Origin of the sequence: Streptomyces tsukubensis (genome assembly GCF_003932715.1) — a bacterium.
Classification (GTDB): domain Bacteria; phylum Actinomycetota; class Actinomycetes; order Streptomycetales; family Streptomycetaceae; genus Streptomyces; species Streptomyces tsukubensis.
In genome coordinates this window covers 2,458,131-2,482,376 of sequence record NZ_CP020700.1, presented here as the reverse complement: position 1 = coordinate 2,482,376, position 24,246 = coordinate 2,458,131, and the positions used below count along the sequence as shown (strand labels likewise).

18 protein-coding genes are annotated in these 24,246 nt (G+C 72.4%); 8 read left to right on the top strand and 10 right to left on the bottom strand.

The window, feature by feature from the left end:
- Positions 1-762 carry a hypothetical protein gene (locus B7R87_RS09365; protein WP_006349286.1) on the top strand — a complete coding sequence of 254 codons (762 nt, stop codon included), beginning with the start codon at positions 1-3 and terminating at the stop codon, positions 760-762.
- Between the two features lie 259 nt (positions 763-1,021).
- Here B7R87_RS09365 and B7R87_RS09360 read toward each other — a convergent pair whose 3' ends face one another.
- The 3 genes from B7R87_RS09360 to pepN form a co-directional block, all read right to left on the bottom strand.
- Complete coding sequence (locus B7R87_RS09360) at positions 1,022-4,360, bottom strand: S8 family serine peptidase (RefSeq protein ID WP_391116202.1); 3,339 nt, start codon at positions 4,358-4,360, stop codon at positions 1,022-1,024.
- A gap of 347 nt (positions 4,361-4,707) precedes the next feature.
- Positions 4,708-5,745: a hypothetical protein gene (locus tag B7R87_RS09355; protein WP_130584606.1), complete on the bottom strand. Its 1,038-nt coding sequence runs from the start codon at positions 5,743-5,745 to the stop codon at positions 4,708-4,710.
- Positions 5,746-6,571: 826 nt separating this feature from the next.
- Positions 6,572-9,157: an aminopeptidase N gene (pepN, locus tag B7R87_RS09350; protein WP_187144567.1), complete on the bottom strand. Its 2,586-nt coding sequence runs from the start codon at positions 9,155-9,157 to the stop codon at positions 6,572-6,574.
- Positions 9,158-9,294: 137 nt separating this feature from the next.
- Between pepN and B7R87_RS09345 the strand changes: the two genes are divergently transcribed.
- A complete protein-coding gene (locus B7R87_RS09345; RefSeq protein WP_006349290.1) occupies positions 9,295-9,936 on the top strand; it encodes a DsbA family oxidoreductase in 642 nt (213 codons plus the stop codon).
- Between the two features lie 183 nt (positions 9,937-10,119).
- Here the strand turns inward: B7R87_RS09345 and B7R87_RS09340 are convergent, their stop codons facing one another.
- The 3 genes from B7R87_RS09340 to B7R87_RS09330 all read right to left on the bottom strand — a co-directional run bounded on the left by B7R87_RS09340 (position 10,120) and on the right by B7R87_RS09330 (position 13,535).
- The gene (locus B7R87_RS09340; RefSeq protein ID WP_006349291.1) at positions 10,120-10,755 is read right to left on the bottom strand and encodes a superoxide dismutase; all 636 of its coding nucleotides are present in this window, start codon (positions 10,753-10,755) and stop codon (positions 10,120-10,122) included.
- A gap of 161 nt (positions 10,756-10,916) precedes the next feature.
- Complete coding sequence (locus tag B7R87_RS09335; RefSeq protein WP_006349292.1) at positions 10,917-11,915, bottom strand: 2-hydroxyacid dehydrogenase; 999 nt, start codon at positions 11,913-11,915, stop codon at positions 10,917-10,919.
- 195 nt (positions 11,916-12,110) lie between these two features.
- The gene (locus B7R87_RS09330) at positions 12,111-13,535 is read right to left on the bottom strand and encodes an amino acid permease (protein ID WP_006349293.1); all 1,425 of its coding nucleotides are present in this window, start codon (positions 13,533-13,535) and stop codon (positions 12,111-12,113) included.
- 455 nt (positions 13,536-13,990) lie between these two features.
- Between B7R87_RS09330 and B7R87_RS09325 the strand changes: the two genes are divergently transcribed.
- From B7R87_RS09325 to B7R87_RS09315, 3 genes are all read left to right on the top strand, one after another.
- Positions 13,991-14,575: a biotin transporter BioY gene (locus tag B7R87_RS09325; RefSeq protein WP_006349294.1), complete on the top strand. Its 585-nt coding sequence runs from the start codon at positions 13,991-13,993 to the stop codon at positions 14,573-14,575.
- A 106-nt stretch (positions 14,576-14,681) separates the two neighbouring features.
- Positions 14,682-15,170 carry a ribose-5-phosphate isomerase gene (locus tag B7R87_RS09320; protein ID WP_040916323.1) on the top strand — a complete coding sequence of 163 codons (489 nt, stop codon included), beginning with the start codon at positions 14,682-14,684 and terminating at the stop codon, positions 15,168-15,170.
- A gap of 108 nt (positions 15,171-15,278) precedes the next feature.
- Entirely contained in the window at positions 15,279-16,103 is an 825-nt protein-coding gene (locus tag B7R87_RS09315) for an Fpg/Nei family DNA glycosylase (protein WP_006349296.1), read from the top strand.
- Positions 16,104-16,148: 45 nt separating this feature from the next.
- Here the strand turns inward: B7R87_RS09315 and B7R87_RS09310 are convergent, their stop codons facing one another.
- Positions 16,149-17,372, bottom strand: coding sequence for a GNAT family N-acetyltransferase (locus tag B7R87_RS09310; protein ID WP_006349297.1), 1,224 nt, complete (start codon positions 17,370-17,372; stop codon positions 16,149-16,151).
- 239 nt (positions 17,373-17,611) lie between these two features.
- On the opposite strand from B7R87_RS09310, the gene B7R87_RS09305 reads away from it, so the two are divergent.
- Positions 17,612-18,718 (top strand): PP2C family protein-serine/threonine phosphatase, encoded by a 1,107-nt coding sequence (locus B7R87_RS09305; protein ID WP_006349298.1) that lies wholly within the window; start codon positions 17,612-17,614, stop codon positions 18,716-18,718.
- 270 nt (positions 18,719-18,988) lie between these two features.
- Here the strand turns inward: B7R87_RS09305 and B7R87_RS09300 are convergent, their stop codons facing one another.
- Positions 18,989-19,669, bottom strand: coding sequence for a DUF998 domain-containing protein (locus B7R87_RS09300; protein WP_006349299.1), 681 nt, complete (start codon positions 19,667-19,669; stop codon positions 18,989-18,991).
- 166 nt (positions 19,670-19,835) lie between these two features.
- Between B7R87_RS09300 and B7R87_RS09295 the strand changes: the two genes are divergently transcribed.
- Positions 19,836-20,165 carry a YciI family protein gene (locus B7R87_RS09295; protein WP_006349300.1) on the top strand — a complete coding sequence of 110 codons (330 nt, stop codon included), beginning with the start codon at positions 19,836-19,838 and terminating at the stop codon, positions 20,163-20,165.
- 65 nt (positions 20,166-20,230) lie between these two features.
- Positions 20,231-22,324, top strand: a complete 2,094-nt coding sequence (locus B7R87_RS09290; protein WP_130584604.1) for a DUF6596 domain-containing protein — start codon at positions 20,231-20,233, stop codon at positions 22,322-22,324.
- A 60-nt stretch (positions 22,325-22,384) separates the two neighbouring features.
- On the opposite strand, the gene B7R87_RS09285 is transcribed toward B7R87_RS09290, so the two are convergent.
- Together B7R87_RS09285 and B7R87_RS09280 are read right to left on the bottom strand one after the other, a co-directional pair.
- Positions 22,385-22,786 (bottom strand): peptidase inhibitor family I36 protein, encoded by a 402-nt coding sequence (locus B7R87_RS09285; RefSeq protein ID WP_006349303.1) that lies wholly within the window; start codon positions 22,784-22,786, stop codon positions 22,385-22,387.
- Positions 22,787-22,991: 205 nt separating this feature from the next.
- Complete coding sequence (locus B7R87_RS09280; protein ID WP_006349304.1) at positions 22,992-24,146, bottom strand: cation:proton antiporter; 1,155 nt, start codon at positions 24,144-24,146, stop codon at positions 22,992-22,994.
- Positions 24,147-24,246: the final 100 nt, after the last annotated feature.

The window sequence follows — 24,246 nt, the reverse complement described above, 5'->3', positions numbered from 1 at the left end:
ATGCACGACAGGCACGACGAGACCGCCGGGAGCGACCCTCTGATGGCCGTCCTGATGGGGGAGCCGGTACGGGAGGGGGACGCGGCGGCGGAGAGCGCGGAACGGGACATGGCGCTCCTCGGTGAGCAGCTCAAGCTGATCGGCGACACGCTCGCCCGGGACGCGGGACCCCCGCGGGAGGCCGGTCCGGAGCAGCCGGGCGAGACGGGCCCGGAGCAGCCGGGACCGGAGCGGGTTCCGGTGGTCCCGGCGGGCCGTCGCCGTCGCCGTCGGCCGCTGTTCGTGCTCGCCGCCTCCGTCGCCGCGCTCGCCTCCCTGGTGGGGGCCTTCACCCTGATTCAGTACTACGTGGCGCATCCGTCCTCGCTGTCGGCGTCCGACTCCGCCAAGTCCGCGCCCCGCGCGGGCGACAGCGAGGGCGAGGGCTCCATGAGGCTCGGCCCGGGCGAGCTGGTGGCCTGCTCGGGGCTGATCGTGGAGGGGACCGTGGCCCGTGCCGAGCGGGGCCCGGCCGCGTGGCTGACGGTCACCCTCGACATCGACACGCACCTCAAACCGCAGCGGGGGCCGGACCGGGAGCGGTTCCGGCTTCCGGTGGAGGCCGCCGGGGAGATCACCGTCGGGGCCCGGATGCTCGTGGTCGTGTCGCGTTTCGACCGGGACGGCGAGCCCAGCCACTACTACGTGGGCGACGAGATCCCCGCCGGTCGCGACTGGGTGGACCAAGGTCTGCAGGCGGCACAGGGACTCGACTGCCCGTGAAGGGGCTGAGCCGGAACCGGGCGGTCGGGAACGGGGGACGGGGCCGGGGCCCCACGGGGAAACCCGGGAAACGGGGGATCACGGGGGACCACCGGGAAAGGGAGCGGGCGGGCGCCCGTCAGGACGCCCGCCCGTTCCGTACCGTACGGCCGCGGCCTCTGACCAGGGCCGCGGCCGTACAACACACACCGCGTCAGCTGCGGTGTCATGGGTGGAAGGGGGTGCCCGGTGCCCCGGGCACCCCTTCAGGACCTCCCGGTTACGGGACGACCTGTCCGATCACCACGCTGCCGGTGCCCGCCGCCGTGCCGCGGGTGTTCACCAGCCGTACGTCTCCGAAGAACTGGCGCCCCTCGGGAGCCGGTCCCGCGACCACGACCTCCGCGCCGACCTGCGCCGACTCACCCGTGCCGAGCTTCAGCTGCCGGGTCTCGTCGACGGTGATCTTCCCGAGGCCGGGGGCGAAGAAGACGTCCCGGTAGTCGTACTGGGTGCCGCCCGGGACGACGTCGTAGCCGTCGACCACGATCCGGTACGTGCCCGGAGCGGGCTTCACCAGGCTCACGGCCTCCTCCGAGTCCGCGTCCGCGGAGCTGGCGACCCGGGCACCGGCCTGGTTGTAGACCGCCAGGTCGAGGTCCGCGTTCCGGTCGGAGGTGTTGCCGATGGCGACGTCGAGCCGCTCGACGCCCTCGCCGATCACCACGGTGGTCTGCTGCAGCTCACCCTTGTTGATGGTCGGCCGGGTCACCTTGGCGGAGCCCAGGGAACCGCCCGCGAGCCGTCCGTCGATCGGCGCGATCTTATTGGTGACCTGCCACTGGACCGGCGCCGGAGTGCCGACCTTCACCTCGGGCAGCGTCTGCACGGCCGGGGCGAAGTCGGCGCCCAGCAGGGTGACGTCGAGCTGGTACGGGTTGTTCAGCAGCGGCGACGTCCGCCGCGACTCGACCTCGATCTCCCAGACGCCCGGCGCCGGCTCGTCGTACGAGCGCACGTCGGGGCGGCAGGTGTTGGCCGGGTTCGGGTAGTTCGGGTAGCAGTAGATCGTGGCGCTGTCCTCCATCTGCACCCCGTACGGGTGGATGGAGATGAACCGCGTCTGGCTGTCCTTCGCCAGTCCGCCGAGCGCGACCTCCAGGGTCTTCGCGCCCTCCGGGACGGTGATGAAGTACGAGCGGTGGCTGTTGCGCTCCACCGAGCCGGACGCCGAGAAGGCGTACGACGGGGCCGCCAGCGGGGTGGAGACCACGACGGTCGCCATGATCTGCTTGTCGACGCCCTCGGTGCGCGGGTCGTCCGCCTCCAGAATGGCGCTGTGGACGCCGTCGGACTTGGGACGGGCCTGCACGGTGACGGTGACCGGCTGGTTCAGCGGCAGCCGGACCCGGTCGCCGCCGAGCAGCCGGAAGGTGCCGTCGTTGTTCCGCCAGTCCAGCTCGTGCCAGACGGCACGGTCCGGGCCGGTGGTACGGGTGACGGTGATGTCGTACGTCTTCGACTGGCCGGCCTTGAGGCCGCCCTCGCGGTCGTACAGACCGGTGCCGAAGCCGGGGGTCTTCAGCGCGAAGTCGATCGCGGTGTCGACCGGCGCCTTGACGGTGTACTCATGGGCGCCGACACCGTCCTTGACGGACTTCCAGGCCTCGACGGTGTCGATCAGACCGGCGCCCTGCTCATGCGCCTTGACCCCGGGGATCTTGTTCGCGGTGCTGGTGAGGGCGGTCCGCAGCTTCGCCGGGGTGAGGTCGATACCGCGCTGCTTGGCGGCCGACAGCAGGAGCGCGCTCGCGCCCGCGACCTGCGGCGAGGACATCGAGGTGCCCTGGATCATGGAGTAGCCGGGCGGCAGCTCGTAGCCCGCCTCGCGGACCGGGCCGCCGGGCGACCAGGTCTGGGTGGTCTGGATGGCCGAGCCGGGGCCGGTGACGGTCGGCGTGAAGCCGCCGTCCTCCCGCGGGCCGCGCGACGAGAACGGCATCATCTGGTACTTCTTCGTCACCAGGGAGCCGTAGTTGGCGGCCCAGCTCTCCTTGGAGATGGAAGCGCCGACGGAGATCGCCTTGTCGGCGACGCCCGGGTCGCCCAGGGTGTTGGTGCCGGGGCCGTCGTTGCCCGCGGAGATCACCAGCTGGACGCCGTAGGAGTCGATCAGCCGGTTGTACAGCTCCGAGCGGGCGTTGTTGCCGTCGTTGAGCGCCGGGAGACCGCCGATGGAGATGTTGACGATGTCCACGCCCCGGTTGATCACCAGATCGGCGAGGCCCTCGGTGAGCGCGATGTTGGTGCAGCCGCCGCTCCAGGAGCAGGCGCGGGAGGAGACCAGCTTGGCGCCGGGCGCGGCACCGTTCATCTTGCCGCCGAAGAGGCCGTTGGCGGCGGTGATACCGGCGACGTGGGAGCCGTGGGAGCCCTCGATGATGCCGATGCTCGCGTAGTCGGCCTTGGCGCCGGTGGACGGGTTGTAGACGACGTCCTTGCGGAGCTCGATGACGAACGGGATGCGCTCGGCGATCGGGGTCGCCGGGTCGTCCTGTCCGAAGTAGCCGATCTGGAAGCCGTTCTTGTACGGCTTCATCGCGGTGTCGTCGGTGAAGTCGGCGTTGTTGTTCAGGTCCACCCGGACGGTGCCCTGGGCGGCGTCGTACAGCATCGCCCAGGTGTCGGTGGTGTCGCCGTCCCGGTTGAGGTCGCCGGCCATGTCGCCGTTGCGGGTGACGGCCTCGGCGAAGATGTTGAACCGGTAGTTCCCGGCGGGCGCGGTGTAGGCGCGGCCGTTGACCGTGAACGACGGGCCCGCGACCTCCAGCCGCATCTGGCGCCAGGTGCCGTCGCCGTCGATGACCGGGTCGGTCGCGGTGACCCAGTCGACGATCTTGCGCTCGCCGGTGGTGGTCTTCTGGAGCGCGGGGTGGGCGATGTCGACGCCCGAGTCGAGGATGCCGATGGTGATCCCGCGGCCGTCGTACGTGGGGTTCTTCTTCACGAAGTCGACCGCGCCCGTCTCGAAGGACGGGTTGTACGGGTTCTTCGCGGGCGTCTTCGCGTCCGGCGCCGGGTAGCTGCGGACCTGCTTGCCGGTCGCGCCCGCGGCCGCCTTGACGGTGTCGGCGCCCGGCGTCGGGTCGTCCAGCTTCACCTCGTGGCGGAGGTCGATGCCGTGGACGCTGGGGAGCTTGGCGGCGGTCTTGAGGGCGCTCTCCGCCTTCGCGGTGGGGAGCGTGGCCCGGACGTAGCCGAGGGCGTCGTACGTCTTGCCGACACTCGCGCCGTCGACGGAACCGAGCTGGGCGGCGACCGCCTCGGTCGCGCCGGGGGCGGTGGCGACCATGACGGTGATCTGCTTCTCGCCCTTGGCCTCGGCCTCGGCGAGGAGTTCGGCATCCGCCGCGCCGAGCTTCTTGTCGGCGGCGGGTACGGCCTTGGCGCCGGTCGCGGTCCCGGTGCCGGGGTCGTCGGCGGGCGCGGTCGCGAGGGCCGGAGCGGTACCGGCGGCGACCAGGGCGGTCACGAGCGACGCTGCGGCGGCGATCCGGGCCACACGTCTGCGCCGGGTGGGGGAGCCTCCGGTTATGGGGCTCTGGGGTTCGGGGGTCATCGGCATCCCTGTTGGTGAAGGAACGGTTTCCCTGGGGTGGAGCAGTCGTCCGGATTGCGGTGCCGGACGACCGCTCAGCCTTTCGTACGGAGGCGGGGTTTGGGGAGAGCCCGCGCGGAATTGTGATGTGACCATGGCAGAAAACCGCCCCTATGGCGGTGTCGTCAAGGGGAACAAGGAGGAGGAAAAGGGGAGTTAGCGCACGGACGTGCGTGGTGCACGCGGCATGCGCGGTGTGCGCCCATGGGCGGGACGGACGGGGCGGGTGGGGCGACTGGCCGGATGGGTGCGGCCGCGGCGCGTTCCTGCCGTCGGCATCCGGCCGCGATGGGTTCACCTGTCGGGCTTCAGTGGGGGAGGACCACTACATAGGCCGGCGGATCGCGGTCCAGCGCGGCCAGCAGGGCGGTCCTGATCACGGTCGCCTGACGGTCCGGATCGTCCCGCAGTTCGCGCGGCGTCATGGGGATGACGGTGATCCCGAGCCGCTCCAGATGATCGCGGCGCGCCGCGCAGGCGGGCGCCTCGTTCCCCGGTCCGCCGTCCGCGGGGACCTCCAGGAGGACGGCGGTGCACTGCTCGGTCCAGTACGCGTCGACCCGGCCGAGCGGAGTGCCGCCGGGCAGCTTCAGGTCCACGTTCCAGAGCGGGTCGGGCAGGGCGTACGCGTACACCAGCGAGTAGAGCCGCTCCTCGGCCCGGGACCTGCCCTCGGCGAGCAGCTCGTCCACCGCCCGGGCGACGGGCGGGCACCGCAGCAGCCGGGCCCGGTCCAGCTCGGCGACGAGCGCGGCCGGTTCGCAGTGCCCGCCGCCGACCGCCTCCGTCACCAGCAGCCGTACGGCTCCGGGGTCGGCGGTCGCCGCGACGGCGTCGGCGACGGCGCGGGCCACGGGGGCCACCGGCAGGCCCGTGACGTACTCCGGATCCGGTACCGCGGCCGCCCGCACGATCCGGGCGAAGCCGGTCGAACGCAGCCGGCGGATCCGCGGCACGAGGACGTCGATCCGGTCCAGCTCGCGCAGCGGGGGCGCGGTGGCGAACCCGTGCAGGGCGAGTGCGGCGAGCCCGGTGAGCACGGCCGCGGCCCGGCCGCGGGGCTCCGGTGCGGGGTGCCGCGGGGCGACGGGCCGCCCGGCGTACAGCAGGGCGCCGCGCAGCCGCTCCTCGCCCGTGGGCACGCCCCGGCGCAGCAGATAGACGCCCGGCAGCAGCGACTGCCACGGTCCGCCGGGCCGGCACCGTGCGGCGAGCCGCGCTCCCGCGACGCCGTGCTCCCGCAGCTGGGCGGAGGAGAGGACGCTCTGGTGTTCGCCGGGTACGTCGAGAGGGGCGTCGGCGGGGGAGGGGGCCGGGGCCGGGGGGAGGGGGGCGTCGGGATTCATGCGGAGGGGATGCCCGTGGTTCGGGGCCGGGATAACCCCTGTTACGCCCCCGTCGCCAAGCTGACACCCCACCGCCCCAAAGTCCCGACGCGCCGCGCACGTTGCGGGCAGGGCGCGCACCCGTTGCCTGCCCCGGCGCCCCGGGGCGGGTGGTGTTCCCCGTCTGGGGCAGAGTGCATGCCCGGTCGCTTGCGCGCCGCGTCCGGCGCCCCGGGGCGGGCGGACCCGTGCTCCACGTTGTGGCCGGTACGGGTGTGCCCGGCCCGGCGCACCACCGTTGTGGGCAGGCGTTCCGCGGGCGGAACGGGTGGGCACAACGCCCCGGGGCGCGGTGCCCGTTCCGGTACGTTCCGCCCAGGGGGCCTTGCCGGGTGCGGCGCCCCTGAGGGAGCCGGGCCCGGGGTCGAAGCCCTGGTCCGGTCAGGGCGCCCGTGGGTTGTGCCCACCCGTTCCGCCCCGGCGGAACGTATGCCCACAACGGTGGTGCAGCCGCGCCCCGTCTCGCGCGACCCCGGCTTTGGCCCCGGGGCCGAAGGGCCTTGCGGGCAAGGCGCACCGCTCGGGCCCTGTGGCGTCACGCGCCCCCCGCAAGGCCCCACGGCGCGGCCCCCGCGGACCCGGGCGCACCGCTCGGGCCCCGCGGGGTCACGCGCGACCCCGCAAAGGCCCCTCGGCCCCCGGTCCCGCCAGGCCCCGCAGGGGCCCGCGCCCCGGCACCGCAAGGCACCGCAAGGCCGCGCGCCCCGGCACCGCCCCGTGGCCCCGGGGTCCCGCAGGGGCACGCGCCCTGCAACGCCCCCCGGCCCCCAACGCCCCCCGCCCAGGCCTACGCGTCCCGCGCCTGCGCGCGCAAGGCCCTGGACAGGTCGTCGTGCGCCTCCAGCACCAGCCGCCGCAGCGCCGGCGCCGCGTCCGTGTGCTCCGCCAGCCACCGCTCCGCGGCCGCCTTCGCCGGCTCCCCCTGGAACGCGGGGAACAGGCCCGACACGATGCTCATCCCGATCTGGATGGACCGTTCGCTCCACACGCGCTCGACGGCCTCGAAGTACTGCGGCGCGTACGGCGCCAGCAGCTCCCGCTGCCCCGACTGAGCGAACCCGGAGATCGTCGCTTCCACCAGCGCGTTGGACAGTTCGTCCGATGCGACGACCCGCGCCCACGCCCGGTCCTTGACCTCCGCCGACGGCCGCGCCGCCAGGCACCGGACGTGGTGCCGGGTCCCCGACGCGGTGTCGTCGCGCGCCAGCTCCGCGTCGAGCACGTTCGCGTCGGCGACCCCGTGCGAGGCCAGCGGCTCCAGGAAGGCCCAGCGCAGCTCCTGGTCGACGTCGAGCCCGTCGATTTTCGCCGTACCGTCGAGGAGCCCGGACAGCAGCTGCAGATCCGCCTCCGACTCCGCGACGGTCGCGAAGAACCGCGCCCAGGTGAGCTGGTGCTGCCCGCCGGGCTCGGCGAGCCGCAGCTCCCGCAGCGCGCCCTGGGCCAGCAGCCGCCCGCCCTCGGCACGCCACTCCGGTGCCGCGTAGTGGACGAGCGCGATCCGGGTCCAGGCGTGCAGCATCTGGAGTACGCCGATATCGGTCTCGCGCCCGGCGAACCGCAGCACCAGTCCGACGAAGTCCCGCGCCGGCATCAGCGCGTCCCGCGTCAGGTTCCACAGCGCCGACCAGCACAGGGCCCGCGCCAGCGGGTCGGTGATATCGCCCAGGTGCGAGCGGAGCGTCTCCAGCGACGCCTCGTCGAAGCGGATCTTGCAGTACGTCAGGTCCTCGTCGTTGACCAGGACGAGCGCGGGCCGCTCCGCTCCCGCAAGCTCCGGCACCACGGTCCGCGCGCCCGTGACGTCCGCCTCGGCGGACGCGTACCGCACCAGCTCTCCGTCCTCGTGCCGGTAGAGCCCGACGGCGACCCGGTGCGGGCGCAGGACGCCCTCCTCGCCCGGAACCCCGTTCCCCGGGTCCTGGACGACCGCCAGCTCGGTGATCCTGCCGCTCGCGTCGTGCGTGACGACGGGCGTCAGGGAGTTCACCCCGGCCGTCTGGAGCCACGCCCGCGACCAGGCGGTCATATCCCGTCCGGACACCTCTTCCAGCACCGACAGCAGATCCGCCAGCCGGGTGTTGCCGTACGCGTGCCGCTTGAAGTAGCGCCGGGCGCCTTCCAGGAACGCGTCCTCGCCCACGTACGCGACGAGCTGCTTCAGGACGCTCGCCCCCTTGGCGTAGGTGATGCCGTCGAAGTTGAGCTTGGCGTCCTCCAGATCGCGGATGTCCGCGGTGACCGGATGCGTCGACGGCATCTGGTCGGCGCGGTACGCCCACGCCTTCCGGTTGTTCGCGAAGGTGGTCCAGCCGTTGGTGAAGCGGGTCGCGCCGACCATCGCGTACGAGCCCATGAAGTCCGCGAAGGACTCCTTGAGCCACAGGTCGTCCCACCACACCATGGTGACCAGGTCACCGAACCACATATGGGCCATCTCGTGCAGGATCACATTGGCCCGGCGCTCGTACGCCGCCTGGGTGACCTTCCCCCGGAAGATGAACTCCTCCCGGAAGGTGACGCAACCCGGGTTCTCCATGGCGCCGATGTTGTACTCCGGCACGAACGCCTGGTCGTACTTGCCGAACGGGTACGGGTAGTCGAAGCGGTCGTGGAAGAAGTCGAGCCCCTGCTTGGTGACGAGGAAGACGTCGTCCGCGTCGAAGTGCCGGGCCAGGCCCTTGCGGCACATGGCGCCGAGCGGGATCTCCAGTACGGTGCCGTCGTCCAGCGTCCGGGTGTAGAGGTCGGTCTCGTAGTGGTACGGACCGGCGACGACCGCGGTGATGTACGTGGAGATCGGCCGGGTCTCGGTGAAGCGCCACACCCCGTCCGCGGCGTCCCGCTCCCCGGCGCCGTTGCTCCACACCGTCCAGCCCTCGGGCGCGGTCACCTCGAACCGGAACGGCGCCTTGAGATCGGGCTGCTCGAAGTTCGCGAAGACGCGGCGGGCGTCGGCGGGCTCGTACTGCGTATAGAGGTACACCTCCCCGTCCTCCGGGTCGACGAACCGGTGCAGCCCTTCGCCCGTCCGGCTGTACGCACACTGCGCATCCACGACCAGCACGTTCTCCGCGGCCAGACCGTCGAGCGCGATCCGGGTGCCGTCGAAGACGACGGCCGGGTCGAGGGCCCGCCCGTTCAGTTCGACGGCGGTCACCGAAGGCGCGATCAGATCCGCGAAGCTGTCGGCGCCCGGCCGGGCGGAGCGGAAGCGGATCGTGGTCACGGACCGGAAGGTCAGCGGCCCTTCGGTGGCATCGCCCCCGGCCGTGGTCGCGGACGTGACGTCGAGGGCCACCTCGTACCCGTCGACGGACAGCAGCTCGGCCCGCTCGCGGGCTTCGTCGCGGGACAGATTCTCACCCGGCACGGGCACTCCTTCGTCTCTCGGCTCAACGGCCCGATCCTCCCATGGGCACCCGGACGCCCGGCGGGGGGAATCGGCCGGTCACCTCGCCGGTTGTTCGAAAGGACGCACGATCGGCGCCGGTTTCCCCGAGGAGAGACATGTCTGACAACGGCAGGACCCCCGTCGACTTCTGGTTCGACCCCCTCTGCCCCTGGGCCTGGATGACCTCCCGCTGGATGCTGGAGGTGGAGAAGGTACGGGACGTCGAGGTCCGCTGGCATGTGATGAGCCTGGCGGTGCTGAACGAGGACAGGCTGGACGAACTGCCCGAGGAGTACCGCGAGGGGCTGAAGGACGCCTGGGCTCCGGTCCGGGTGGTGGCCGCCGCCCGCGAGCTGCACGGCGACGAGGTCGTCGGCCCGCTGTACACGGCCCTGGGCACCCGCTTCCACAACGAGGGCCGGGGATCCGGCCGGGACACGATCGCCGACGCCCTGAAGGACGCCGGGCTGCCCGCGGAGCTGATCGACTACGCCGACCGGGACACGTACGACACCGAGGTGCGCGCCTCCCACCAGGAGGGCATCGAGAAGGTCGGCCAGGAGGTCGGCACCCCGGTCATCGCCGTCCCCGGGGCCGACGGCGAGCAGATCGCCTTCTTCGGCCCGGTGGTGACGCCCGCCCCGCAGGGGGAGGCGGCGGCCAGGCTCTGGGACGGCACGCTGCTGGTGGCTTCCACGCCCGGCTTCTTCGAAATCAAGCGCACGCGCACGGCGGACCCCGACTTCACCAACCTCTGACCCTCCTCCCCGGCGAACCGGGCTCCCCGGCCGGGCCCGGGGAACGGAAGGACCCCCGCGAGTCACGTCCTCGCGGGGGTCCTTCTTCTTTCCGCCCGCACGTGAAGGTTGAGAAGACGATCACGAGCAGGACGACGGGGGTACGGCCGGGGCCACCGGCCCCGGCCGTACCGGTTCACCCGGTCAGGGGGCGATCAGCGAAGTGCGCCCCTTGGCCTGCTCGTAGCGCTTGGCGACGTCCTGCCAGTTGACGACCTGCCACATCGCCTCGATGAAGTCGACCTTCTGGTTCTTGTACTGGAGGTAGAAGGCGTGCTCCCAGGCGTCGAAGACCAGGATCGGCACCGAGCCCTGGCCGACGTTGCCCTGGTGGTCGTAGACCTGCTCCACGATCAGCCGGCCGCTGACCGGCTCGTAGGCGAGCACGCCCCAGCCGGAGCCCTGCGTGGTCGCGGACGCCTTCGTCAGCTGCGCCTTGAACTTCGCGAACGACCCGAAGGACTCGGCGATGGCGTCCGCCAGCTCGCCCACACCGTCCTTGTCGAGGGGCTCGCCGCCGCCGTCGCCGGTCATGTTGTGCCAGTAGATGCTGTGGAGGATATGGCCGGAGAGGTGGAACGCGAGGTTCTTCTCCAGTCCGTTGATCGCCCCCCACGCGTCCTTGTCCCGCGCCTCGGCCAGCTGGTCAAGGGTGTCGTTGGCGCCCTTGACGTAGGCGGCGTGGTGCTTGTCGTGGTGCAGCTCGATGATTTCCGGGCTGATCACCGGCGCAAGAGCGGCGTAGTCGTACGGCAGTTCGGGCAGCGTGTAGATGGCCATGGTGTGTCCGGTCCCTCCGGTGACGCTTATTGCACATCCTATGCAACTGCACGCTACCAGCGACAACGGCTGACGCCGCGTCGTGCATTGGACCTAGTCCTCCGGTCGGGGGGCTCATCGGCCCGTCTCCACACCTGCCCGCAGACCCGGGGCGCTACGGGTCAGCCCCGCCCCACCGCGTAACGCCGTATCTCCGTGGCGATGAACGCCGCCGCCTTCCGTGCCACCTGCCGGCTCGCGCCGCCCACATGCGGTGTCAGCACCAGGTTCGGGGTGGCGAAGAGGCGGGATCCCGGGCGCGGCGGCTCCTCCTCATAGACGTCGAGTGCGGCGGCGGCGAGGTGTCCGCTGTCGAGCGCGTCGCAGAGGGCCTCGGTGTCCACGATCGCCCCGCGGGCCGTGTTCACCAGGACCGCTCCGCGCGGCATCAGGGAGAGTTCGTGCGGTCCGATCATGCCGCGGGTCTCACGGGTGAGCCGGGCGTGCAGGGTGAGGACCCGGGAGCGGACCAGCAGCGCCTCCAGGGATGCCGTCCGGGTGCCGTGGACCTCACCGCGGACATAGGGGTCGTACACCGAGACGGCGGAGCCGAACGCGCCCAGCACCCGGGCGACGCGGCTGCCCACGGCCCCGTGCCCGACGACCCCGACGGCGGTGTCCTCCAGCTCCGTACCGCTGTGCTCGTAGGTGTAGCAGGACCCGTCCCAGTGGCCCTTCGAGGTGAGGGAGTTGTGCGCCTCGGGGATACGGCGCATGGCGCAGAGCATCAGCCCGAGGGTGAACTCGGCGGTGGCCGCCGCGTTGCGTCCGGGCGCGCAGACCACCCGGACGCCGCGGTCCCGCGCCGCCGCCACATTGACGTTGACCGGCCAGCTCCGGCAGACCGCGATCAGCTTCAGCGCGGGCGCCGCGGCCAGCACCCGTTCGGTGAAGGGCGCCATCTGGGTGACGCACACCTCGACCCCGTCCAACGCGGCGATCAGGGCGTCCTCGCTGTCGCTGGCCTCCTCCACCTCGCCGACCGGCCCGAAGGGCTCCAGCGGCCAGGGCAGGGTCAGCTCGGTGAGGTCGAGCGCCGCCGCGTCCGCGAGATCGCGTCTGAGGGCCTCGGCGATCAGGGCGTTGCGGACGAAGTGATCACCGGCAGCCAGGACTCTCATACATCGCCTCCGCGTATGCGGCGGCGGGCCCACCGGTCCCTGACCCGATCTCCCGGCCGCCCCACCGTCCGTCGATCCGTCGATCCGTCGATTCGTCGTTCGCCGTCCACCGGCGTGCGGGGTCGGTTCGTACGATCCGTCGATGGGATCCGAGCTTGGAACCGCGGGGGCGGAGCGTCAATCCGTCGTGCGGGACTATCGCTCCGTGCGTGCGGACCGCTGCCGTGCGTAGCCGATCGCCGCGAGGACGGCCGTCAGCCCGCCGGTGTAGTAGAGCTGGGTACGGGTGTCCGGCTCCCGGGCCATCAGCAGGAAGACGGCCACCATTCCGGCCAGCGCCAGCCAGGTCAGATAGGGGTACGCCCACATCCGGACGACCAGCTTCGACGGGTCCTCCCGCTCGGTGCGGCGGCGCAGCACCAGCTGCGAGACCGCGATGAAGATCCACACGACGAGGATGATCGCGCCGATCATCTTCAGCAGCCACATGAAGACGTCGTCGGGCCGCCAGTAGCTCAGCAGGACGCAGCCGAAGCCGAAGAGGGACGAGGCGAGGACGGCGTACCGCGGGACTCCGCCGGACGTACGGCCGAGCTTCGCCGGTCCCTGGCCGCGGGCGACCAGGGAGCAGGCCATCCGGGAGGCGCCGTAGATGTTCGCGTTCATCGCGGAGAGCAGGGCGATCAGCACGACCACGTTCATGATCTGGTCGGCGCCGGGGATCCCGAGGTGGTCGAGGGTGGCGACGTACGGGCCCTTGGAGACGACATCGGGGTCGTTCCACGGCACGAGGGTGACGATGACGGCCATGGAGCCGATGTAGAAGACCGCGATCCGCCACATCGCGGTACGGACGGCCTTGGCGACGCCCTGCACCGGGTGCTCGGACTCCGCCGCGGCGATGGAGACGGTCTCCAGACCGCCGTACGCGAAGACGGAAGCGAGCAGTCCGACGATCAGCCCGTCGACGCCGTTGGGCATGAATCCGCCGTCGCCGGTGAGGTTGGCGGTGCCGGGCGCGTCGGTGCCGGGGAGCAGCCCGGCGATGGCGAGCCCGCCGATCACCAGGAAGAGCGCGATCGCACCGACTTTGAGGGCTGCGAACCAGAACTCGAACTCGCCGAAGTTCTTCACCGCCGCAAGGTTGGTGATACAGAACGTGACCATGAAGAGGGCGACCCAGGCCCACTCCGGGGTGCCCGGCAGCCAGCCCGTCATGATCTTTGCTGCGCCGATGCCCTCCAGCCCCACGGCGACGCAGAGAAGAAACCAGAACGCCCAGCCGGAGGTGAATCCGGCCCAGGGGCCGATCGCCCGCTCGGCGTGGACGGAGAACGAACCGGAGGCCGGATTGGCCGCCGACAGCTCGCCCAGCATCCGCATCACCAGCATGACCAGCAGCCCGGAGAGCGCGTACGCCACGACGATGGAGGGACCGGCGGCGGCGATGCCCGCGCCGGAGCCGACGAAGAGCCCGGCGCCGATGACCCCGCCGAGGGCGATCATCGACAGATGGCGCTGCTTGAGGCCCTGGGTGAGCGTGACATCGGCCGGGCGGCGCTCGCCGCCGTTCTGCCCGGTGGGTTCCGCCTGTTCGGCGGGGGCGGAGGTACGGGACATGGGGACGCCCTCTTCGCTAGCGGTCGGGGAGATTCGTCGGAGGGGCCACAGTCTGAGTGGGTGTACCGGCCAGAGGGAACGGGTGTCCGCTATACGGTCACCAGGCTCACACATCGTATCCACGCGCCTACTCGCGGGTAACGTCAGGTCGGTCCGGCGCTCTTTGGTGAGATCCTACAGAACCCATCACCTCGGGCCCGTGGGTCGAGGGGCCCGCTCGGCGCGTGACCAGCGTCACGTACCGCCCGAGGCGTGAACGGCGCTTTGTGGAATCCCCATGAACGGCTCCGGGCGTCCTTTGTCGGCGGCTGATGGTGAAGCGGTCCGGGACCGTCGGTTACGGTCACCGTGTTCCCTGCCGACCGCCCCCTTTTTCTGCCGTTCTCCGCCGCCGGGCGTCCGCCCGTTCCCGCCCTGCGCACCCCCTTCTTCTTCCTCACCTTCCGGAGAGTCCGATGAGCACTGCCACCGTCACCTCCCGTCCCGGCGCGGTCCTCGCGGACCTGATCCCCGCCTCCCGGGCCCGCGATATCGCACTCGTCGTCGGCGGTGCGGCCCTCACCGGTCTGGCCGCCCAGATCGCCGTCCCGATCCCCGGCTCCCCGGTGCCCGTCTCCGGCCAGACCTTCGCGGCGCTCCTCGTCGGCACCGCGCTCGGCGCCCGCCGGGGTCTGCTCTCCCTGGCGCTCTACGCGGTCGCGGGCGTCGCGGGCATGCCGTGGTTCGCGGAGGGCGAGTCCGGCTGGGGCATGCCGTCCTTCGGCTACATCCTCGGCATGCTGCTCGCGGCCGGTGTCGTCGGCGCCCTGGCCCGCCGCGGCGCGGACCGCTCCGTATGGCGTACGGCGGCCGCGATGGCCCTCGGCTCGGCGATCATCTACGCGATCGGCGTCCCCTACCTCGCGCTCTCGACCGGGATGACGCTCTCGCAGGCGGTCGCGGCGGGGCTCACCCCGTTCCTGATCGGTGACGCCGTGAAGGCGGCCCTGGCCATGGGCGCGCTGCCCACCGCGTGGAAGCTCGCCGGCCGCAAGGGCTGAGCCCGCCGCAGGTTATGGGCGCCGGTCCCCGGAGGGACGGCGCCCGTATCCGATGGCCCGGCACCCGGCCGCCCTCCGGCGGCCCGGCCCGTGCCACACTCGGACCATGCGCGTGTACCTCGGTTCCGACCATGCCGGATACGAACTCAAGAACCACCTCGTCGAGTGGCTCAAGGCCCACGGCCACGAGCCCGTCGACTGCGGTCCCCATATCTACGACGCCCTCGACGACTACCCCCCCTTCTGCCTGCGCGCCGCCGAGCGCACCGCCGCCGACGCCGACAGCCTCGGCATCGTCATCGGCGGTTCGGGCAACGGCGAGCAGATCGCCGCGAACAAGGTGAAGGGCGTCCGCGCCGCGCTGGCCTGGAGCGAGCAGACGGCGGCGCTGGGCCGCGAGCACAACAACGCCAACGTCATCGCCGTCGGCGGCCGGATGCACTCCGTCGAAGAATCCACGAAGTTCGTGGAGATCTTCCTCAACACGCCGTACTCCGGCGAGGAGCGGCACACCCGCCGTATCGAGATGCTCTCGCGCTACGAGACCACGGGCGAGCTGCCGCCGATCCCCGAGGGGCACCCGCAGCAGCCGTAACACCTCTTCCGCGCCCCCGCCGTCCGCGGGGGCGCGGCCGTTTTCCGAAACCCCGCGCCGGACCCGTCCCACCGAGGACCCGAGTCCGTCCCACCGAGGAGCAGTACCGTGCCCGAAGGGCATACGATCCACCGGCTCGCCGCCGACCACCGGGACCGGTTCGCCGGCCGTCCGGTGCGGGTGAGCAGCCCGCAGGGGAAGTTCTCCGACGCGGCCGCGCTGCTCGACGGCGGGACGCTGGACGAGACCGAGGCGCACGGCAAGCACCTGTTCCTCGGCTTCGGCGGCCGGGGCTGGGTCCATATCCACCTCGGACTCTTCGGCCGGGTCGACTTCGGTACGTCCCCGATGCCGCCGCCCCTGGACACCGTCCGGCTGCGGCTGGCCGTCCCCGGCGCCTTCATGGACCTGCGCGGCCCGACGGCCTGCGCCCTGATCACCGACGCCGAGAAGACCGCGATACACGACCGGCTCGGCCCGGACCCGCTGCGCCCGCCCGGCGATCCGCTCTCCGGCTCCCCGGACCGCGCCTGGGACCGGATCAGCCGCTCCCGGACGACGATCGCCGCCCTGCTCCTCGACCAGAAGATCGTCGCGGGCGTCGGCAACGTCTACCGCGCCGAGGTCCTCTTCCGCCACGGCATCGACCCCTATCGCGCGGGGCGCGAACTGCGGCGCGCGGAGTGGGACGCGATCTGGGCGGACCTGGTGGAGCTGATGCACGAAGGGGTACGGCACAACCGCATCGACACCGTACGCCCGGAGCACACGCCGGAGGCGATGGGGCGCGCGCCGCGGGTGGACGACCACGGCGGCGAGGTCTACGTCTACCGCCGGACGAACCTGCCCTGCCATGTGTGCGCGACACCCGTCAGAACCGCCGGTCTGGCGGCCCGCAACCTCTTCTGGTGCCCCGGCTGCCAGCGCCTCTGAACCTCCCCCGCCCCGGGGCCCGGGACGGGGGAGGGGGAGCGGCCGTCAGAAGTCGTGCGAGTACCAGGGCGCCGTGACGGAACCGAACGCCGCGTCGGCGCGGGCCAGTGCCCCGGGCCTCAGCTCGTGGACCACGCCCGCCCCCGCCAGGGAGGTGAGCGACGTGCCGCCCAGGAAGGCCGCGCCCAGCGCCCGTACCGGAAGGGCCAGATCGGCCGGGTCCGCCGTACGCTCGCAGACCGCGCCGGAGGGGTCCGCCGACAGCTTCCAGCGGCCCGTGTTCCAGCCGCAGAACTCGTCCTCCACCTCCAGGACGACCTCCACCGGCGCCGCGTACCCCCGTGCCGTCAGCGCCGCGCCGACCTCCACCAGCCGGACGTACAGCCCGTCCCACTGCCGCAGCCCGCACCGCCGCACGTCCGACACCAGATGCAGCAGTGGATCGTCGACCGGCATGCTCTGCTTCGTCAGCGTCGACGTCAGGTCGATGCCGAAGAGGTAGCGCCACAGCGCCGCCCGCGACGCCGGGTCGTCGGCCTGCAGATCCTGCACCTCCACCGTGCCCGCAGGACCCGAGGCGTCCCACGCCGAGCGGTTGCGGTACCGCGCGAACCCCGTGACCTCGCCGTCCGTCTCCGCGAGCACGCACAGCAGCGGTGCGGTCGGATCGCTGTCCAGGATCTGGATGGCGTCCCAGCCGGGCAGCCGGGCGATCATCCCCGGTCGCCGCGGTACGGCCCGGGCATAGACGGCCTCGCAGTCCGCCAGCGACTCCGCGAGCGGGACCGTCCGTATCCGGACCGCGTCGGTGCCCTCCGGCAGCGGCCCGAGGCCGACCCGCGCGGTGTCGATCTCCGCCCGCAGAAAGCGGCTCGCCGCGCCGTATCCGAAGCGGCCGTAGATCGCGGGCTCGGACGCCGTCAGCATCGCCAGCGGCTCCCCCGCCTCCCGCATACCGTCGAGCTGCCGGCGCATCATCGCCCCGAGGATGCCGCGCCGCCGGTGGGTGGCCGCGACACTGACCATCGAGACCCCCGCGATCGGCGCCGAACGCCCGCCCGGCACGGTGACCTCGAAGCGGAACGATCCTGCGGTCCCCACGACGAGCTTGCCGTCCCGGGCGGCCAGTGAACGCCCCAAATCCGTGATGCCCCGCACCGCCTCCCGGTGCTCGGGGCCCTTGGACGCACCCCCGAAGGCGCCCTCCAGAACGCCGTACCACTCGTCCCAATCCATCGCGGACAGCACATGCAGCTCACTACTGGTCATACGGTCATCCCTACCGCAGCAGACCCACGACTACCAGCAGTTTTTCCGCTGTCCCAACAGCCCCACAGGCGCCGGGGAGTGAGTCCGGTCATATGCCATGATGATCGGGCGATATATCGACAGTGCGATCCGATTTCGAACGCATTGTCTGAGGGGTCCCCCTGCACGAACGGCCGATGGGTCGATAGGGTCACACGACAATGGCCCACCGCAACGCAGCAGCTTCGATGAGGGCCCGGATGCGCAAAGCCGTGCACCGGGTCCGGGTCGCGCTGCGCAAATCCGCCGTCGATTACTTCCGCGGTGACGGCTCCGACACCATCGCCCTCGCCGGGCTCCTGCTCACCGTCCCCCTGCTGACCTGGGGCGCCACCCTCAACTCCGAATGGATCTCCCCGGCCGCCCTGGTCCTGCCGATCGTGGCCGGCGCCCTGCTGCTGCGCCCCGCGAGCCTGCTCGGACTCTACGCGGCCTGCGCGGGCGGGCTGATCGTGGAGTCCTTCGCCCTCGGACCGTACGGGGACGGCCCGGCCCGAGTCACCCCCGGCATCGTGCTCGTGGTGGCCGCCTGCGGGTTCTTCGGACTGCTCATCGCCCAGTTCCGGGCCCGGGTCGGAGTGCCCTGGCGGCGCGGCGGCACCATGCTCTTCGACCTCCGCGAACGCATCCGCGTCCAGAGCGCCCTGCCCCGGCTCCCCAAGGGCTGGCACCGCGAGATGGCCCTGCGCCCGGCGGGCGGCCAGTCCTTCTCCGGCGACTTCGTCGTCGCGGCCCGCACCAACGGCGGCCGGACCCTGGAGATCGTCCTCACCGACGTCTCCGGCAAGGGCATGGACGCCGCCTCCCGCGCCCTGCTGCTCTCCGGCGCCTTCGGCGGACTCCTCGGCTCGCTGCCCCCGCACGGCTTCCTGCCTGCCGCCAACGGCTATCTGCTCCGCCAGGACTGGGACGAGGGCTTCGCCACCTCCATCCATCTCGTACTGGACCTCGACTCGGGCGACTTCGAGCTCTACTCGGCGGGCCACCTCCCGGCGCTCCAGCTCAGCGCGGGCAGCGGCATCTGGGAGGAGAAGGCCGCCGAGGGGCCGCTGCTCGGGGTGTACGACGGGGCGCAGTTCGACCCGGTGAAGGGATCCCTGCGCCCGGGCGACGTCCTGATGCTCTTCACGGACGGGCTGGTCGAGGCGCCGGGCCGCGATCTCAGCGAAGGCATGGACCGGCTGACCGGCGAGGCCGACCGCTATGTCCACACCGGATTCGAGGGTGCCGCCTGGCATCTGATCGAAGCGGTCGCCAAGGACGTCAACGACGACCGCGCGCTGCTGCTGCTCTGCCGCGGCGCCTGACGCCTCCCGCTGAGGGGGCGCTCCCCTGGGGACTCCGCCGGGCCGGTCTGCCGCGGTGCGAGAGCCGCGTCCCGCGTTCTCCGTAGTTTTCTCCGCTGCCCGCTGCCCGCTGCCCGCTGCCCGCTGTCCCTTGCCCGGTGCCCGGTACGGCCGCGGCGTGCCCTCCGACCGGCCCGGGCGGCCGGAGGGCCGTTTCGCGGCAACGGCCCGTGCGGTGTGTGGTGCCCCGGCCGGACCGGGGCACCACACACCGCACGGGCGGCTCCGCCATCAGGCGGTGACCCCGCGGGACAGCCGACCGGCGATCACCGATGCCCACACCATCGCGACGATCCCGCCCACGGCAATGGCGAGCGAACCTCCCGCGCTGCCGCTCATCGCCCACACGTTGCCCAACAGCAGGGCCGTACCGGCGGTGCGGCAGCCCATCGCGAAGCCCCGCTCACCCGCGCGCGAGAAGTACCGGCCCAGCACCCAGAGCCCGGCGATCAGGGCGAGGAACGACAGCGAACCGGCGGCCAGATGGGCGGCGCTCTCCGCCGAGATCGTCTGCGGCGCCCCGGCCGGCGTACCGGCGAATCCGTCCCCCGGATCCACGGTGAAGACCCCGGCCAGCACCATCCCGACGCCGTGGACCAGCAGCAGCACGGGCGCCCAGGTACCGCCGGGCCTGCCGCGCAGCGCCCGCCGCAGCCCCGCCGCACCGGCGACCGACAGCAGGCCCGCGACCACGAAGTTCGTGGTCTGGATCCAGCCGGGGGAGCCGTTGGCGAGCATGCTCAGCGGATGCCGGGTGATGTCGTACCCGTCCCGCACCGCGGCCTGGGCGAGGGAGACGACCGCCCAGAGCGGGCCCGCCGCGGCCCCGGCGGCGAGCTGGGCCCGCGCCCGGCGCCCGGACAGGGCGGCAGCGACACCGGCGGGGGAGACGGCGGTGGTGGTGAGCGTCATGGCAGGCATCCCTTCACGGCGGGGCCGCCCCGCCTTCTCGGTTCTCACCCCTGCGTCGAAAGCCCCGTACAACAGGGAACACTTCCGTTCCCTGTCGCATAGGCTGTTCGACGCCTGGGCAGAGCACGGCGATCGGACGCCGGGCCGAACGGAAGCGAGAAGCTCGATGCGATACCTGATGATGACCAAGGCCCCTGCCGAGCCCACCGCCCCCGACGAGAAGCTCTTCACGGAGATGGCCGCGTTCATCGAGGAACTGACCGCCTCCGGAACGCTGCTCGCCACCGGCGGACTCGCACCGAACGGCATCCGGGTCGTCTCCTCCGGCGACGAGATCACCGTCACCGACGGCCCTTTCACCGAGGCCAAGGAAGCGGTCGTGGGCTTCGCCCTGGTCGAGACCCGCGACCGGGACGAGGCGATCGAACTGGCCCGCCGCTTCCGCCGGATCGTCGGCGACGGCGAGAGCGTGGTCCAGGAGGTCTTCGGCGGCTGACCCCGGCCGCGGCCAACCGACGCGCAGCACGTCAAGAAGGACCGGCGGAGACGGGTGGAAGAGTGGTGACGGACGTCCGGGGCGCTGTCGGCGCGGTCTGGAAACAGGAGTCCGCGCGGATCGTCGCCGCTCTCACCCGCCTCGTCCACGATGTAGGACTGGCCGAGGAACTGGCCCAGGACGCCCTGGTCTCCGCCCTCGAACAGTGGCCCGGGTCCGGCGTTCCGGAGAATCCCGGCGCCTGGCTGATGGCCGTGGCCAGACGCCGGGCCGTGGACACCATCCGCCGCGCCCGGACCCTGGAGGACAAACAGGGCCTGCTCGCGCACGAGGCCAGGGAGCGGCAGCGGCAGGACGCCTCCCCGGGCTCCGCCGCATACGGAGCACCCGAAGCGGCCGAACCACCGGACGGTGACGGCGACGGTGGTGACGGGATGGGCGGGCCGGACGACGTCCTGAGGCTGATGTTCCTCTCCTGCCATCCCGTCCTGCCCACCCCCGCCCGGGCCGCCCTCACCCTCCGCCTGGTCGCCGGGCTCTCCGCCGCCGAGATCGCCCGCGCCTTCCTGGTCACCGAGACGGTCGTCGCCCGCCGGATCGCCGCCGCCAAACGCACCCTCGCCGAAGCCCGGGTCCCCTTCGAACTGCCCCCGGGCCCCGAGCTGACCGAGCGGCTCTCCTCCGTACTGGAAGTCGTCTACCTGATCTTCAACGAGGGATACACGGCCACCGGCGGCGACGATCTGCTCCGCCCCGGGCTCACCCTCGAAGCGCTCCGGCTCGGCAGACTGCTGGCCGGTCTCGCGCCCGCCGAGCCCGAAGTCCACGGGCTGGTCGCCCTGATGGAGATCCAGGAGTCCCGGGCCGGTGCCCGCACCGGCCCCGCCGGCGAGCCCGTCCCGCTGCACGAGCAGAACCGCGGCCGCTGGGACCCGCTGCTGATCCGCCGCGGTTTCGCTTCGATGCTCCGCGCCCGGGACGCCGCGCGCGCGGCGGGCGGACCGCCGGGGCCGTACCTCCTCCAGGCCGCGATCGCCGTCACCCATGCCCAGGCGCCCACGGCCGCGGACACCGACTGGGCGGGTATCGCCGGGCTGTACGAGTCCCTGGTCCGGCTGCTGCCCACCCCGGTCGTACGGCTCAACCGGGCCGTCGCCGTCGGCCATGCCCACGACCCGCGGGCCGGGCTCGCCCTCGTCGACGGACTCGCCGCCGACCCCGCTCTGCGCGACTACCATCTGCTGCCGGGGGTACGGGGCGATCTGCTGGTCCGGCTCGGCCGCTACGACGAGGCCCGCCACGAGTTCGAACGGGCCGCCGCCCTCACCGCGAACACCGCCGAGCGGGCCTTCCTGCTCCGCCGCGCGGACACCGCGGCCCTCGCGGACGCCCACACCGCGCCCCCGGACGACACCAGCGCCGCACCCGGTCTCGCCGCCGCGGCCGACACCTTCCTCGCCCACGGCGGCCTCGACCCCGCGAGCGTACGCTCCTACGCCCAGACCCTGACCCGGCTGCGCCGCACCCTCGGTGACGGCTTCCCCCTGGCCGGCCTCACCCCCGAAACCGTCGAGCGGGCCTTCACCACCGCCTGGTCGACGGCCGCGCCCGCCACCTGGAACCGGCACCGCTCGGCGTTCCGCTCCTTCGCCGCGTGGGTGCCGCTGGACCCGGCCGCCGCCGAGGGCCCGCCGCGGCGCTCCGGCGCCCCGGCCGCCGTCCGCCCGATCTCCCCGGAGGCACTCGGCACGCTCTGGAGCCGTCCCGGAATCCCGCTGCGCGAACGGACCCTGTGGCGGCTGCTGTACGAATCGGGGGCGCCGGTCACCGCCGTACTCGCCCTCGATGTGACCGACCTGGACCGGGACGACCGCCGGGCCCGGTCGGGGCGCCGTCCGATCGCCTGGCGGTCGGGGGCCGCACGGCTGCTCGATGAACTGATCGGCGACCGTACCGAAGGCCCGGTGTTCCTCACCGGGCGCCGCGCGGGCCCCGCGCGGAAGGCGGCCGCCGTCGACCCGGCCACGGGCCGGGCGCGCCTGAGCTACGAACGCGCCGAGTACCTCTTCAAACGGACCGGCGCCGGACTGGACCCCGACGGCGGCGGCTGGACCCTGAAACGGCTCGGCCGCTCGGGCCGGGACGGCCTCGCCCCGTGACGCGGAAGGGGACCGGGCCGTCCGTGGCCCGGTCCCCCCTCACGGCTGTCCGTCAGTCGCTCAGCACTGCACCGAGGACGCGGTGTCGTTCTCACTCGCGGTGACGTTCACCCGGTAGCCGTTGCGCATGTCGTGGATGGCACCGCCCTTGTAGGCGTCCACCCACCAGTAGCAGGTGGTCCCGGAGTCGTTCGACCACGACGACATCTGGTCGTTGAAGCCGTAGTCCCCGAGGTAGCCGATGCCGTCGCCCCGCTTGAGGGCGATCCCACCGCCGTTGAAATTGGAATCCCGGTAGAGACAGAGGCTGTTGGACGGACAGTTGGAGCCCGAGAAGTGCACGGGCGCTGCCGCCGCCGGGCTCGGCGTCTTCGCCGGAGCGGTGGTGGCAGTGGCGGACGGCGCGGCGGCCAGTCCCGCGGTGAGCGCAACCGCGGCGGCGGCGATGGCGATACGGCGCATGGTGGAACCTCCTGGTCCGAGGTGAAGAGCACCGGGTTTCTCCCGGCACCGGGGGAACGATGTCCATGCCCCGAACCCCCCAACCCCGGCCGTCACCCGGATGGCCCGGGCGTGCGGAAGTGCGCGGGGTGCCGTCGTACGAAGACGAGCGCGGCGGCCGCCCGAGGGCAACCGCCGCGCTCCGTACGGCCCGTGATCGCACCGCTCAGGCGATTCCCGCCCGCTCGCGCGCGGGGAGCACCTTCGCCAGCAGCCCGGAGCGGCCGGCCCCCAGCGGGCCGAGGACCGCCAGGATCAGGACGTATCCGGCGATGAAGGGGGAGAGCCGGTCGTCGAGTCCGGCCGCCGCCGCCATCGTGGCGAGGATCAGCGCGAACTCGCCCCGCGCCAGCAGGGTGGTGGAGATGTTCGCGGCGGGCTCCGGGCCGAAGCCGTACATCCGGGCCGCGGCGACACCCGCCAGGACGTTCATCACCAGGGTCACGGCGACCGCGGCGAGCACCGGCCAGAGCACGGTCGGCAGATCGCCCGGGTCGATGGAGAGGCCGAAGGCGAAGAAGAAGATCGCGCCGAAGGCGTCCCGCAGCGGATGGACCAGCTTCCGGATCCGGTCCCCGGACGCGGTGCTGCCCAGCATCAGACCCACCATGAAGGCGCCGATGGCGTCCGCGACCCCGAACCACTCCGAGACCCCAGCGAGGAAGACGGCCGCGCCCAGGAAGGAGATGACGAGCAGCTCGTCGTCGCGGGTGTCGATGAGCCTGCCCACGACCCGGGTGCCGAACCGGGCGGCCAGCGCCAGCAGCAGCAGGAAGCCGAAGGCCTTACCGGCGTCCATCACGGCGGCCGACAGGCTGTCCGCGCCGGAGAGGATCGGCTGGAGCGCGGCCAGATAGAGCGCGAGGAAGATGTCCTCGACCACGATGATGCCGAGGATCGGTTTGGTCTCGGGGTTGCCGATCCGGCCGAGGTCGACGAGGACCTTCGTCACGATCGCCGACGAGGAGATACCGAGGACACCGGCGAGGACCAGCGCCTCGGAGGTGCCCCAGCCCAGGGCGAAACCGAAGGCGAGCCCGGCGCCGACGTTCAGGGCGAGATAGGTGCCCCCGGCCAGCGCCATGCGGCGGCCGCCGCGCTTGAGGTCGTCGAGATGGAATTCGAGACCCAGGTAGAAGAGGAGCAGGACCAGACCGAGCGCGGAGAGCATCTCCAGGTCGTGCGGGTCGGAGACCAGGACGATGCCCGGCGTATGGGGGCCGAGGAGGATCCCGGCCAGGATGAACAGGGGGATCGTCGGCAGCCCTATCCGGCCGCCGAGCCGGGCCAGGAAGGCGGCCGCGAGGAAGGCGCCGCCCATGGCGATGAGGGTGTCTGCGTGTCCGATGGCTCAATCCTTCGCGGTTTCGCCGGCCTGCGGTGACGGGGACGGAGCGGCCGGCTGGGGACGAGTCAAAAGG

What these genes read in the sequence shown, in the direction of transcription:
- B7R87_RS09335 (WP_006349292.1), bottom strand. Translation starts at nt 11,915, where the DNA reads ATGAGAGTCCTGGCTGCCGGTGATCACTTCGTCCGCAACGCCCTGATC.
- B7R87_RS09320 (WP_040916323.1), top strand. Translation starts at nt 14,682, where the DNA reads ATGCGCGTGTACCTCGGTTCCGACCATGCCGGATACGAACTCAAGAAC.
- B7R87_RS09295 (WP_006349300.1), top strand. Translation starts at nt 19,836, where the DNA reads ATGCGATACCTGATGATGACCAAGGCCCCTGCCGAGCCCACCGCCCCC.
- B7R87_RS09355 (WP_130584606.1), bottom strand. Translation starts at nt 5,745, where the DNA reads ATGAATCCCGACGCCCCCCTCCCCCCGGCCCCGGCCCCCTCCCCCGCC.
- B7R87_RS09285 (WP_006349303.1), bottom strand. Translation starts at nt 22,786, where the DNA reads ATGCGCCGTATCGCCATCGCCGCCGCCGCGGTTGCGCTCACCGCGGGA.
- B7R87_RS09300 (WP_006349299.1), bottom strand. Translation starts at nt 19,669, where the DNA reads ATGACGCTCACCACCACCGCCGTCTCCCCCGCCGGTGTCGCTGCCGCC.
- B7R87_RS09325 (WP_006349294.1), top strand. Translation starts at nt 13,991, where the DNA reads ATGAGCACTGCCACCGTCACCTCCCGTCCCGGCGCGGTCCTCGCGGAC.
- B7R87_RS09310 (WP_006349297.1), bottom strand. Translation starts at nt 17,372, where the DNA reads ATGACCAGTAGTGAGCTGCATGTGCTGTCCGCGATGGATTGGGACGAG.
- B7R87_RS09345 (WP_006349290.1), top strand. Translation starts at nt 9,295, where the DNA reads ATGTCTGACAACGGCAGGACCCCCGTCGACTTCTGGTTCGACCCCCTC.
- B7R87_RS09305 (WP_006349298.1), top strand. Translation starts at nt 17,612, where the DNA reads ATGCGCAAAGCCGTGCACCGGGTCCGGGTCGCGCTGCGCAAATCCGCC.
- B7R87_RS09280 (WP_006349304.1), bottom strand. Translation starts at nt 24,146, where the DNA reads ATGGGCGGCGCCTTCCTCGCGGCCGCCTTCCTGGCCCGGCTCGGCGGC.
- B7R87_RS09360 (WP_391116202.1), bottom strand. Translation starts at nt 4,360, where the DNA reads ATGACCCCCGAACCCCAGAGCCCCATAACCGGAGGCTCCCCCACCCGG.
- B7R87_RS09330 (WP_006349293.1), bottom strand. Translation starts at nt 13,535, where the DNA reads ATGTCCCGTACCTCCGCCCCCGCCGAACAGGCGGAACCCACCGGGCAG.
- B7R87_RS09365 (WP_006349286.1), top strand. Translation starts at nt 1, where the DNA reads ATGCACGACAGGCACGACGAGACCGCCGGGAGCGACCCTCTGATGGCC.
- B7R87_RS09340 (WP_006349291.1), bottom strand. Translation starts at nt 10,755, where the DNA reads ATGGCCATCTACACGCTGCCCGAACTGCCGTACGACTACGCCGCTCTT.